Source organism: Microbacterium sp. Root1433D1 (genome assembly GCF_001426835.1).
Classification (GTDB): Bacteria; Actinomycetota; Actinomycetes; order Actinomycetales; family Microbacteriaceae; genus Microbacterium; species Microbacterium maritypicum.
This window is the reverse complement of sequence record NZ_LMFN01000002.1, coordinates 877,292-889,860: the sequence shown is the minus strand read 5'-3', so window position 1 is coordinate 889,860 and position 12,569 is coordinate 877,292. Positions and strand designations below refer to the sequence as shown.

Annotated in this window: 10 protein-coding genes; 6 read left to right on the top strand and 4 right to left on the bottom strand. The window is 68.2% G+C overall.

The features are described 5' to 3' along the window. Positions 1-6: 6 nt before the first annotated feature. Both ASD13_RS10170 and ASD13_RS10165 read right to left on the bottom strand, forming a co-directional pair. Positions 7-912: a hypothetical protein gene (locus ASD13_RS10170; RefSeq protein WP_055868823.1), complete on the bottom strand. Its 906-nt coding sequence runs from the start codon at positions 910-912 to the stop codon at positions 7-9. A 213-nt stretch (positions 913-1,125) separates the two neighbouring features. Continuing rightward, positions 1,126-2,541, bottom strand: coding sequence for an RNB domain-containing ribonuclease (locus tag ASD13_RS10165; protein WP_055868820.1), 1,416 nt, complete (start codon positions 2,539-2,541; stop codon positions 1,126-1,128). Positions 2,542-2,621: 80 nt separating this feature from the next. On the opposite strand from ASD13_RS10165, the gene ASD13_RS10160 reads away from it, so the two are divergent. Together ASD13_RS10160 and ASD13_RS10155 are read left to right on the top strand one after the other, a co-directional pair. Further along, on the top strand, positions 2,622-3,392 hold the full coding sequence (locus ASD13_RS10160) for an isocitrate lyase/PEP mutase family protein (protein ID WP_055868817.1): 771 nt from the start codon (positions 2,622-2,624) through the stop codon (positions 3,390-3,392). A 42-nt stretch (positions 3,393-3,434) separates the two neighbouring features. Next, a complete protein-coding gene (locus ASD13_RS10155; protein WP_055868815.1) occupies positions 3,435-5,192 on the top strand; it encodes a proline--tRNA ligase in 1,758 nt (585 codons plus the stop codon). Positions 5,193-5,210: 18 nt separating this feature from the next. Here ASD13_RS10155 and ASD13_RS10150 read toward each other — a convergent pair whose 3' ends face one another. Beyond that, on the bottom strand, positions 5,211-5,714 hold the full coding sequence (locus ASD13_RS10150; RefSeq protein WP_055868812.1) for a pyridoxamine 5'-phosphate oxidase family protein: 504 nt from the start codon (positions 5,712-5,714) through the stop codon (positions 5,211-5,213). Between the two features lie 141 nt (positions 5,715-5,855). Between ASD13_RS10150 and ASD13_RS10145 the strand changes: the two genes are divergently transcribed. Next, positions 5,856-6,896, top strand: coding sequence for a TIGR00730 family Rossman fold protein (locus tag ASD13_RS10145; protein ID WP_055868809.1), 1,041 nt, complete (start codon positions 5,856-5,858; stop codon positions 6,894-6,896). Here ASD13_RS10145 and ASD13_RS10140 read toward each other — a convergent pair. Beyond that, the gene (locus ASD13_RS10140) at positions 6,865-8,220 is read right to left on the bottom strand and encodes a flavin monoamine oxidase family protein (protein ID WP_055868807.1); all 1,356 of its coding nucleotides are present in this window, start codon (positions 8,218-8,220) and stop codon (positions 6,865-6,867) included. The genes ASD13_RS10145 and ASD13_RS10140 overlap by 32 nt on opposite strands. Positions 8,221-8,351: 131 nt before the next feature. Here ASD13_RS10140 and nusA point away from each other — a divergent pair, with 131 nt between their 5' ends. From nusA to infB, 3 genes are all read left to right on the top strand, one after another. After that, complete coding sequence (gene nusA / locus ASD13_RS10135) at positions 8,352-9,335, top strand: transcription termination factor NusA (RefSeq protein WP_055868799.1); 984 nt, start codon at positions 8,352-8,354, stop codon at positions 9,333-9,335. Positions 9,336-9,396: 61 nt separating this feature from the next. Further along, a complete protein-coding gene (locus tag ASD13_RS17180; protein ID WP_081603931.1) occupies positions 9,397-9,651 on the top strand; it encodes a YlxR family protein in 255 nt (84 codons plus the stop codon). Positions 9,652-9,745: 94 nt separating this feature from the next. Beyond that, the gene (gene infB, locus ASD13_RS10130) at positions 9,746-12,505 is read left to right on the top strand and encodes a translation initiation factor IF-2 (protein WP_055868797.1); all 2,760 of its coding nucleotides are present in this window, start codon (positions 9,746-9,748) and stop codon (positions 12,503-12,505) included. The last annotated feature ends 64 nt before the right edge of the window (positions 12,506-12,569 follow it).

The following is a 12,569-nucleotide window of genomic DNA, read 5'->3' as shown; positions in this document are numbered from 1 at the left end:
TCAGCCTCACGCCGCGCGACGGTGTGGCGATACGAGGCGTGACCTCAAGGCTCGCAACAGATCCCTCACCGCAGCGCTCCTCTCAGCGTCGTCGAGCTCCTTCCACATCGCAAGCTGATCGCGTCGGCGTTCCAGATCGATCGGGAACGGACCTTCGCCGTACTCGGAGATCAAGAACTCCAACATCATGCGCACCTCCCAGGCCGCCGACGCCGGGGCATCGAGGAGCGGGCTCCTGGCGAACGGGCTGGGGCTTGCCACGCTCTGCAATCGGAGGAGGGTGGAAGCGAGAGGTGAGGGTCCGCCGGTCGAGCCGTCGCTACGACCGGTGATCCCCTCGTCGAGAATCTCCAGAAGATGCTGCCTTCTCTGCTCCATCCCTGCCACGACACGCCCCCGACCTGCGACGCAAGCGGCGACCGCGACGAGCGCAACGGAGATGGATCCACCCACCTCGATCTGCGGGTGGAGGAACCAGCAGGTGTAGGCGACCAGCACGACAGCCGCTGCCGTCATCGCGGAGAAGGACCGACCAGCTTGATGCAGATCGCTCGTCGGAGCGGTGGACAGGAACGGTGGTGTCATCATCAGCGCCATCCATCCCCAGAAAGCCGCCACCACCGCGGTGGTCGTGAGCAGGAGCAGGACCTGCGGGTCGCTGTTCACCCCCGGTGTCATGCCTGCTGCCACCGATCCGAGAGCGAGCACGACGACGAAGAGGACGGAAAGCCCCAGCATCGCATTGCTGATCCAGTGCCGGACCCTTCGCGCGAACCGGGTCACCTTCGTGTAGGCATCGGCTGTCAGGAGCGTCAGCATGAGGATCACTGAGGCGACAGCGCAGGCGACTCCCGCACCGATGAACATCGTGACACCGGGCTCGCGCTGGCTCGGCGCCAGAGCGAAGACCACGACGGACGCACAGGAAAGGGGGACGGCGAGGCAAAGTCGAAAGAACCACCACGGTGCTGATCGCCAGGACGATACCGGGACTTCGATGAATGCAGACGCCAGCGCGAAGAGGTCGGGCTGGTTCTGTGGCGAGCGATCGACGGGTGCGGACGGTGAAGGCATCCCGCCAGTATGGCCGTGGGCACCGACGACGTCAGGCCGCCGACAGGATGTTCAGATCGCGAACTCGACCTCTCCCTTCGCGATGTCAGCCCGAGCCACCCGGAGCTGGACGACATCGCCCGGCTTCGCCCCCATGGGCAGGGGTGCCGTCGCCGTGACCGCGGGGTCGGCGAGTTGGATCGCCGCACGCTCGCCCCGCAGCTCGATCACGGTCGCCTCCATCGTCGAGCCGACCAGCGGCGTCAGGAGCGCGGCTTCGACGCTGTTGATCGTGGCGGCGTTCAGTCGTGAGGCGCGCTGACCGGACTCCTGCATCAGCGCGGGCAGCTCGGCGAGTGAGGCGCGTGCCCATTCGGGGGCAGGCGTGCCGTTCGAGGCGGCGAGGCAGATCGCGAGGGCCCACCGATCGACCAGTCGGCGCAGGGGAGCGGTCGCGTGAGCATAGGGGGCGGCGATGGCGGCTTGCACAGCATCCTTCGGCGTCTCGCCGTCGAACACCAGATACCCCGCTCCGCGGAACAGTGACGAAGCGGCCTCCAGCACGGGGAGCGTCATCGGGTCGGCGCGGTCGAGGTTTCGCAGGTACTCGCCGTAGGTGCCCGTCGTCCACGCTCGACCGAGGGCTTCCGTCTGGTGCCGGAACGTCTCGAACGCAGCGTCATCCGGTTCCGGCATGGTCCGAAGGATCCCCACCCCGGCATCGAGCATCAGGGTCGCGGCTGCCATCCCCGTCATGAGCGAGAGCTGGGCGTTCCATTCCTCCACGGGCAGCGGGCTGCGACGCTCGATCGCATAGGTGCCGTCCTGGGCGCGCACGACCTCTTCATCGGGCAGGTTCAGGCTCGCTCCGCCGCGCAGGCGCTCCTGCTCCATCCGCAGGGCGCCGATCTCGGGCAGCAGCGCGGCTGGCCCGTCTTCGCCGAGATCGAGCGACATCTGGGTCGTGGCGTAGTCGAGCTGGGCGCGCGAGCGGATCGACGCGCGCTCCAGACGGAAGGTCGAGACCACGCCGGCGGAGTCGAGGGCGAATGTCCACACCAATGCCGGTCGATCGACATCGGCGAGCAGCGACGCGCGATCCTCGCTCAGGACCCGCGGATGCAGGGGGATCGAGCCGTCGGCGGCGTACAGGGTCTGTCCGCGCCGCCGAGCCTCGGCATCGACAGCGCCACCCGGGACGACGAAGCCGGGGACGTCGGCGATCGCGTAGCGAACCGTGTAGCCGCTGCCGTCGCGCTCGAGATGAAACGCCTGATCGAGGTCGCGAGAACCCTCGGGATCGAGCGTCGCGAAGGGGATGTCGCGAAGGTCGAGTTCGGGTACGGTCGCCGCCGATGCCTCAGCTTCGGCGATCACATCCTCAGGGAAGTCGACGGGGGCTTCGGCCGACTCGCGAAGAGCGGCGAGCGCCGTGGCCAGTTCGGTCTGGGCGGCAGACGGGGCGACGTGTGATCGGCGCTGAGGCATGGCTCCACCCTAGGCGCGAGTGATCGGGAGGAGCTCGGCGAACCGGCCCTGCGGATGGCAACCCGCGTTAGCGTGGACTCATGACCACTGCAGCCAAGGCCCAGACCCTTGTCGGACTCTATGACGCACCGGAGATCCTCCGCGTCGTGAATGTGTGGGACGTCGTCTCCGCACGGGCGGTCGCCGCTCTCCCCGAGACGAAGGCGATCGCCACGGCCGGCCACGGCATCGCCGCGTCGTTCGGGTATGACGACGGCGCCACCCCGCGCGACATCATGATCGACATGGTGGGTCGCATCGCGGCTGCCGTCGCGGTGCCGGTCTCGGCCGACCTCGATGACGGATACGGCGACGCGGGCGAGGCCACGCGCCTCGCTATCGGCGTCGGGGTCGTCGGCGCGAACATCGAGGATCGCCTCAAGCCGCTCGACGAGTCCGTCGCCGCTGTCGCAGCGATCGTGAAGGCGGCGGAGGACGAGGGCGTCCCGTTCGCCCTCAACGCCCGCACCGACGCGTTCGTGCGCGCCGGAGGGCGCCCGGTGCCGGAGAGCATCGCCGACGCCATCCAGCGCGGTCGGGCGTACCTCGACGCGGGAGCGACGGCTGTGTTCATCCCCGGCATCCTCGACATGAACGTCACCCGTCAGCTCGTCGAGGGCATCGGAGAGCGCAAGGTCAGCGTCATCGGGCTCCCCGGTGCCCTCGCCGCCTCCGAGTACGAGAAGCTCGGCGTCGCGCGCATCTCGTACGGTCCGCTGCCGCAGCGCGTCGCGTTGACCGCGCTGCAGGAGCTCGCCGCCGACCTCTACGCGGGCGGTGTGGTCCCGGGGAACCTTCCGGCGCTGAACTGACACGGTCGAAGACGAGTGACCGCGGCTCACTAGACTTGCTCCGTGGTCACTCGTCTTTCGAACTTCTTCCTCCGCACGCTCCGTGAAGACCCTGCAGGCGCAGAGGTCGCCAGCCATCGGCTGCTGATCCGGGCCGGATACATCCGCCCGCAGGCCGCCGGCATCTTCGCGTGGCTGCCACTGGGGCTGCGCGTCAAGTCGAAGATCGAGACCGTCGTCCGCGAGGAGATGGCTGCTGCCGGCGCGCAGGAGGTGCACTTCCCGGCTCTCATGCCGCGTGAGGCCTACGAGGCCACCGGCCGCTGGGACGAGTACGGCGATCTGCTCTTCCGTCTTCAGGATCGCAAGGGAGGCGACTATCTCCTCGCGCCCACGCACGAGGAGGCCTTCACCATGCTGGTGAAGGACCTGTACTCGTCGTACAAAGACCTGCCGCTCACGATCTACCAGATCCAGGACAAGTACCGTGACGAGGCGCGCCCCCGGGCGGGCCTGCTCCGCGGCCGCGAGTTCACGATGAAGGACGCGTACTCCTTCGACTCGTCCGACGAGGGTCTCGACGCCAGCTACCAGGCGCAGCGCGACGCGTACGAGCGCATCTTCCAGCGGCTCGGACTCGAGTACGTGATCGTCCAGGCCGACGCCGGCGCCATGGGCGGATCCCGCAGCGAGGAGTTCCTGCACCCGACACCGGTCGGAGAAGACACCTTCGTGCGCAGCGCCGGTGGATACGCGGCCAACGTCGAGGCGTTCACCACCGCGGTTCCGGAGGCGATCGCCTACGACGCCGACGCGACCCCGGTGATCTTCGATTCCCCGGACACGCCGACCATCGAGACGCTGGTCGTGCACGCGAACCGTGAGCTCGAGGGCGAGTACACCGCGGCCGACACCCTCAAGAACGTCGTGGTCGCACTCACGCACCTCGACGGCACGCGCGAGCTGGTCATCGTCGGCATCCCCGGCGATCGCGAGGTCGACGAGAAGCGCGCCGAGGTCGCCTTCGCGCCCGCCGAGGTCGAGACGGCGACCGCCGACGACTTCGAGAACAACCCGCTGCTCGTGAAGGGCTACATCGGCCCTTGGTCGCCCACAGGGGCGGTGCTCGGCGAGGAGTCCGCGACCGGGATCCGCTACCTGGTCGACCCGCGTGTGAGCGAGGGCACGAGCTGGATCACCGGCGCGAACATCGACCAGAAGCACGCGCACTCCGTCGTCGCCGGACGCGACTTCGCCGCCGACGGCGTCGTGGAGATCGCGAACGTGCGCGCGGGTGACCCGGCGCCCGACGGCTCGGGGCCGGTCGAGCTCGCGCGAGGCATGGAGATCGGACACGTCTTCCAGCTCGGCCGCAAGTACGCCGAGGCCCTGGGGCTGAAGGTGCTGAACGAGAACGGCAAGCTCGTCACGGTGACGATGGGTTCGTACGGCATCGGTGTGACCCGCATCCTCGCGATCATCGCCGAGCTCAACAACGACGACAAGGGCCTCATCTGGCCGGCGTCCGTCGCGCCGTTCGACGTGCAGGTCGTCGCCGCGGGTCGCGATCAGGTCGCGTTCGAGGTGGCGGAGAGCATCTCCGCGCAGCTCGAGGCCGCGGGACTCGACGTGCTCTACGACGACCGCCCCAAGGTATCGCCCGGTGTGAAGTTCGGCGACGCCGAACTCGTCGGCGTCCCGAAGATCGTCATCGTCGGACGTGGGGCCGCCGAAGGCCAGGTCGAGCTGTGGGACCGCGCCACGGGGGAGCGTGACGCGGTCACCGTCGACGAGGTCGTCGGGCGGCTCTCCACCCGCTGAGCCCGTGCGGCCGCGTCGTCAGCAGACGATGCGGCCGTGGTTCATGATGTCGTCGTCAGGCGTGTCGCGGGTGACGAGGGACTTGAGCGCACCCGCAGCGAGCGCGAGCCTGCCCTTCGAGGGTTCCCAGAACTCCGTGACCTTCGGGGTCACCTTCAGAAGCGCGATGCCGGGAGTGTCGAGGCCGTCGGCGAACCAGATCTCCAGAGACGCGGAGTAGAGCTCCTCCATCTTCGCGCGGTCATGCACGACCTCTGCCGTTCCCGCGACGGACACGTAGCGCATCCCCTTCGCATCGCAGTAGGCGAGTCCGACGTCACGGTGCTTGCGCGCTTCATCGACCTTCTCGGTGTCTTCGGAGGTGAAGAACCAGATGTCGCCGGCATCGTCCATCTGCCGGGTCGACATCGGTCGACTCACGAGGTTGCCGTCGTCGTCGGTGGTGGTGAGCATCGTGATGTCGATGTCCTCCACGAGCTCGGCGACGCGGGCGAGGGCTTCGGGTCCTGTGATCTCGGTCATGGCATCAGCGTGCCGCCTGCCGTGGCGGTGGTCACGGGCATTGACACCGTGGCGGTGCCGTGACAGGGAGGTGCCGGCGTCTCGCAGCGACACCCCGGCGTTGCGGCCCGCGGTCGCACCGTCGCATGACACCCTGGTGACATGATCGACGAACCACTCCCCGAGGCCCTCAGCTCCGAGATCAACGCCGTGCTCGACGACGCGGGAGTGCACGCCGATCGACGATTGATCATGCGCATGCTGCGCACGGCGATCCTGCTCGGCGAGGACGGTGCCGATCGTCTCGACCTCAAGATCGCCTCGGCGGCTCTGGCTGAGATGCGCGATGCGTTCCGGCTGTTCGCGCCGTTCCGCGGAGTCCCCAAGGTGACCGTCTTCGGATCGGCCCGCACCCGGCATGACGATCCGCTCTACCTCACGGCTCGCGATGTGGCGGCGGCCCTGGCGGGCGACGGCTGGATGGTCGTCACGGGTGCCGGACCCGGCATCATGCAGGCGGCGTCGGAGGGAGCGGGCCCCGCTCTCTCGCTGGGCGTCTCCATCCGGCTGCCCTTCGAGGAGAAGCCGAACGGCTTCGTGACCGGTCAGGACCACGTCGTCGCGATGAAGTACTTCTTCACGCGCAAACTCATGCTGATCAAGGAATCGCTCGGATTCATCTGCCTTCCCGGCGGATTCGGCACTCTCGACGAGATGTTCGAGCTGCTCACCCTTCAGCAGACGGGGAAGGCCGAGCCGACCCCCATCGTTCTCCTCGACGAACCCGGCGGCACCTTCTGGCAGGGTCTGCGCAGCTTCATCGACGATCACCTCGCTCCGACCGGAGTGATCTCGGAGGGCGACTTCGACCGCGTCGTGATCACGGATTCGGTGGAGGCGGCGCGCGCGGAGATCACCGGGTTCTGGCACAACTACGACTCGTTGCGGTGGGTGGGCGACGCCCTGGTGCTGCGCCTGAAGGCCGTGCCGACGGATGACGAGATCGAAACGCTCAACCAGCAGTTCGCCTCGATGCTCTCGACGGGCCGGATCGAGCGGACGGCTCCGCGGCAACCCGAGGTCGCCGACGACGACAACCTCGACCTGCCGCGTCTGATCCTGCACCTGGATCAGCGGCAGGTGGGCAACCTGTTCCGGCTGATCGGAGCGATCAACGCGCTTCCGTCTGCTCCCGCGCGGTGATACGGGCCGCGAAGTCCGTGAGGTCGACGGGGCGATCGAGGATGCGCTCCGCGGCCCGGTGCCCGGAGTAGAACGCCGCACCGACGGTTGCCGGTTCGTCGCCCCAGGTGGCCTCGCCGGCGAAGTGCAGTACCCCGTCGACGGGCCCTGCGAGCGCGTCGTGGTCGTGATGCGTGGAACCCAGTGCGAGGTGCGAGTAGGAGCCGTTCGAGAACTCGTCCTCACCCCAGCGGGTGACCCAGTGGGCGAGCGGCTCGCCCACGGCATCCGGGTAGAGGACCCGGAGCGCGCTCACCGCGTCGGCGACGATCTCCGCATCGGGAAGCTCCTGCATACGGCGACCGAAGGGTCCGGCGGCGAAGGTCAGCAGTGTCGGGATGCCGCTGACGGCGGAGACGTCGTACCAGGAGTGCCAGTGCTCGCCGGCCTCGCCGAGGGCACGGATCACGTAGGTCCCCTCGTTCCAGAAGCGCTCGGGGAACTGGACGAACACCTTGTTGAAGACGCCCATCCCGAGCCGGGAGACGGGGCCTGCGACCGCGTCGGGCAGTGCCGGCTCGAACGCGATCGTCCCCGCCTTGAGCACCCCGAGGGGCACGGTCACGATCGCCCTGGCGGCCCGGTACCGCGTCTCGCCCGCGTGCACGACGACGCCGTCGCCCGACCGGCTCACCCGCGTCACGACCGTCTCCAGGCGCACATCGAGGCCGGAGCCGATGCGTCGGGGCAGCTCGTCGTACCCGCGGGGGAAGATCACCTCGTCGCCCTCGATCGCGTCCTCGTCGAGGCCATGGGCGTCGAGGTCGCCGATCCAGGCCCCGCACTGCTCCTCGACCCGATGGCGGAAGAACTCGCGGATGTCGTCGATGCGCTCCGGAGCGAATCCCGACCGGTCGAGGGCACGCTCGGTCACATCCAGGTAGGTGTCGCCGGGGGAGGAGGCGGCGATCTCCTCCACGAGCAGACGATCGGCCATGTCGACGTCGGCGATCCACTGCGCGGTGGCCGCCTCGTCCATCGGATGCCCGTCGCCGTCGAAGTTCTCGATCGGGCGCCCGCCCACCTGGAAGCTCCCCACGGTGTATTCGATCGCCGGGATCCTCAGCGCGTGGACGAGGTTCCACAGAGGCGAGTCCTCGATCCCATGGATCCACGACGCGCCGAGGTCGACCGGGAATCCGGCACCGCGGTCGGTGTGCATCCGACCGCCGATGCGGTCGCGTCCTTCCAGGACCACGACGCTCTGGCCCGCGTCGGCGAGCATCCGGGCGCTCGTGAGCCCCGACATCCCGGCGCCGATCACGATCGTGTCGAATGTGCTCACGTGCTCCTCCTCGAGCGGCTCGTGTATCCCGACGCCGCCGCCGCCGTGCGGGAGCCGGTGGGCACAGGGTATCGTGGTACGGATGTCGCGCGTGCGAACAGGCGCGACGAGAGCTGAATAGAGAGGCCGTCATGGACATCGAACTGAGTCTGCTGCGAGGGATCGAGAAGGAGAAGGCGATCCCCTTCGAAGAACTCGTCGCCATCATCGAGCAGGCGATCCTGACCGCGTACTCCAAGCACGTCGCCGCCGACGGCGTCACGCCCGAGGGCGTTCGCGTCGACCTCGACCGCAAGACCGGCCACGTCGCCGTGCTGCAGGTCGTCAAGGACGAAGAGGGCGCGATCATCGGCGAAGAGGACGCCACGCCGGACGATTTCGGGCGTATCGCGGCCTTCGCCGCCAAGCAGGTCATCAGCCAGCGTCTGCGCGACATCGCGGATGACGTCGTGCTCGGTGACTTCAAGGACAAAGAGGGCGACATCGTCGCCGGCGTGATCCAGCAGGGCCCGAACCCTCGCATGATCCACGTCGATCTCGGAGCCGTCGAGGCGATCCTGCCCCCCGAGGAGCAGGTGCCGGGCGAGGAGTACACCCACGGTTCACGCCTGCGCGTGTACGTCACGAGCGTCGCCAAGGGACTCAAGGGTCCGCAGATCACCGTCTCCCGCACCCACCCGGGGCTCGTGCGCAAGCTCTTCGCGCTCGAGGTGCCGGAGATCGCGGCGGGACTGGTCGAGATCGTCGCGCTCGCCCGCGAGGCCGGCCACCGCACGAAGATCGCGGTCAAGGCGAACGACCCGTCGATCAACGCCAAGGGCGCCTGCATCGGCGAGATGGGTCGTCGCGTGCGCGCCGTGACCGAGGAGCTCGCGGGGGAGAAGATCGACATCGTCGACTACGACGCCGATCTGCCGACCTTCGTCGCCCACGCCCTCTCGCCGGCGAAGGTCACGAGCTCCTTCGTGCTCGATGCCGGCACCAAGGCCGTCCGCGCCCTGGTGCCCGACTACCAGCTGTCGCTGGCGATCGGCAAGGAGGGTCAGAACGCGCGTCTGGCCGCCAAGCTCACCGGTGCGAAGATCGACATCCAGCCGGACAGCGTCCTCGACTGATCCCCTTCGGCCTTCCGCCGCGCCCGGGAACGGGCGAGGCGGGGTGAAACGCAGGTGTAAGATGGAACCCGTACGAACGTGCGTCGGTTGTCGCACGCGTGCTCCCCGCTCCGCCCTTCTTCGGGTGGTGGCCCAGAACGACACCCTCATCCCCGATGAGAGTGCTGTCCTGCCGGGGCGCGGCGCGTGGGTGCATCCGACACCTGATTGCATCCAGGCCGCTCTGCGGCGACGAGCTTTCGGACGAGCACTGCGTGTGACCACTCAGCTGGACACACGGACCTTCGAACAGCACCCACCAAGAAACAAAGGCTGAACAGCTATGGAAACAAAGTGAACGGCTCGAAATGAGACCCGTCCGCGACTAGTGGTCTGCCCTGTCTGGGTGGACCGACTCAGACAGGAGAATTGTGGCTGGTAAACCACGCGTACATGAGATCGCCGCCGAACTCGGCGTCGACAGCAAGATCGCACTTGCAAAGCTCAAGGAACTCGGCGAGTTCGTGAAGAGCCCGTCTTCGACCATCGAACCGCCGGTGGCGCGCAAGCTGCGCGCGGCGATCGAGGCCGACAGCTCGCTCAAGGGCGCAGCCCCCGCCGCTCCTGCGGCGAAGCCTGCCGCGGCGTCCGCGGCGAAGCCCGGTACGGGCTCCGCTGCCAAGCCGGCGCCGACCCCGGGTCCGAAGCCCGGTCCCAAGCCTGCCCCGGAGGCTCCGGCCCCCGCGGCGCCCGCGCCTGCCGCGCCCGCTCCTGCCCCCGCGGCAGAGGCTCCTGCGCCGGCAGCCCCGGAGGCATCCGCGCCCGCTGAAGGCGGCGCACCCACCCCTGGCGCTCCGCGTCCGGGCAACAACCCCTTCTCCTCCGCGCAGGGCATGGGCCAGCGTCCGGCCGGTCCCCGTCCGGGCAACAACCCCTTCGCGTCCGCGCAGGGCATGGGCCAGCGTCCGACGCCTGGCAACATCCCCCGTCCGCAGGCTCCGCGTCCCGGCGCACCCCGTCCGGGTGCACCGCGTCCCGGCTCGCCTCGTCCCGGTGCACCTCGCGGTGGCCAGGGCGGTCGTCCCGGTGCTCCGTTCCAGCAGCGTCCCGGCGGCCCCGGTCGCCCCGGCGGTGCCGGTGGACCCGGCGGTGCCGGTGGTCCCGGAGCACGTCCCGGTGGCGGCGGCGGCTTCGCCGGTCGTCCTGGTGGCGGCGGCGGTCGTGGCCGCGGCCCCGGCGGTGGTACCGCAGGTGCCTTCGGTAAGGGCGGCGGCAAGAGCAAGCAGCGCAAGTCGCGGCGGGCGAAGCGGCAAGAGTTCGAGATGCGGAGTGCTCCGGTCGTCGGTGGCGTCAACGTCACCCGCGGTAACGGAGAGATCATCCGCATGCGTCGCGGCGCATCGATCGCGGACTTCGCCGACAAGATCGAGACGCTGACCGGCTACACGGTGCAGCCCGGAACCCTCGTGACGATCCTCTTCAACCTCGGCGAGATGGCCACGGCCACCGAGTCGCTGGACGAGGCGACGTTCGAGGTCCTCGGTGCCGAGCTCGGCTACAAGATCCAGATGGTCTCGCCCGAGGATGAGGACAAGGAGCTACTCGAGGGCTTCGGTCTCGACCTCGAGGCCGAGCTGGAAGCCGAGAGCGAAGACGACCTCGAGATCCGTCCCCCGGTCGTCACCGTCATGGGTCACGTCGACCACGGTAAGACGCGACTGCTCGACGCGATCCGTCAGACCAACGTCATCGAGGGCGAAGCCGGCGGCATCACCCAGCACATCGGTGCCTACCAGGTCTGGACCGAGCACGAGGGCATCGAGCGCGCCATCACGTTCATCGACACCCCGGGTCACGAGGCGTTCACCGCCATGCGTGCCCGTGGTGCGCAGGTCACCGACCTCGCGATCCTCGTGGTCGCAGCCGACGACGGCATCATGCCGCAGACGGTCGAGGCGCTGAACCACGCGCAGGCGGCGAACGTGCCGATCGTGGTCGCGGTGAACAAGGTCGACAAGCCCGACGCCAACCCCTCGAAGGTGCGTCAGCAGCTGACCGAGTACGGCCTGGTCGCCGAGGAGTTCGGTGGCGACGTCATGTTCGTCGACGTGTCCGCTCGTGCCGGCACCGGTATCCAGGAACTGCTGGATGCCGTGTTGCTCACCGCCGACGCTGGTCTCGACCTCACCGCCAACCCGAACAAGGGTGCTCGCGGTGTCGCCATCGAGGCGAAGCTCGACAAGGGCCGCGGTTCGGTCGCCACGGTGCTGATCCAGTCCGGAACGCTCCGGATCGGTGACGCGATCGTCGCAGGCACCGCCTATGGCCGCGTGCGTGCCATGGCGGATGAGAACGGCGAGCAGGTCCTCGAGGCCTACCCGTCGCGTCCGGTGCAGGTGCAGGGTCTGAACTCGGTGCCCCGTGCCGGTGACGTCTTCATCGTCACCGAGGAAGACCGCATGGCCCGCCAGATCGCTGAGAAGCGTGAAGCAGTCGAGCGCAACGCCCAGCTGGCCAAGGCCCGCAAGCGCATCTCGCTCGAGGACTTCACCCGTGCTCTCGAAGACGGCAAGGTCGAGTCGCTCAACCTCATCATCAAGGGTGACGTCTCCGGTGCTGTCGAGGCCCTGGAGGAGTCGCTGCTCAAGATCGAGGTCGATGATTCGGTGCAGCTGCGCATCATCCACCGCGGTGTCGGTGCGATCACCGAGTCCGACGTGAACCTGGCGACGATCGACAACGCGATCATCGTGGGCTTCAACGTGCGCCCCGACACGAAGGCACGCGAGCGTGCCGCCCGTGAAGGCGTGGACATCCGCTTCTACTCCGTCATCTACAACGCGATCGACGAGATCGAGAGCTCGCTCAAGGGCATGCTCAAGCCGGAGTACGAAGAGATCCAGTCGGGTGTGGCCGAGATCCGCGAGGTGTTCCGCTCCTCGAAGTTCGGCAACATCGCCGGTGTCATCGTGCGATCGGGAACGATCACGCGCAACGCCAAGGCCCGCGTCATCCGCGACGGCGTCGTGCTGGCCGATGGCCTTGCCATCGAGTCGCTGCGTCGCTTCAAGGACGATGTCACCGAGGTCCGTACGGACTACGAGGCCGGTATCGGACTCGGAAAGTACAACGACATCCAGATCGGTGATGAGATCGAGACGACCGAGCTCGTCGAGAAGCCTCGCGGCTGATCAATTCGAAACACCTTCGGGCGTCTCCCTCTCCTGCTCCTTCCGGAGCACGGAGACGGGGGAC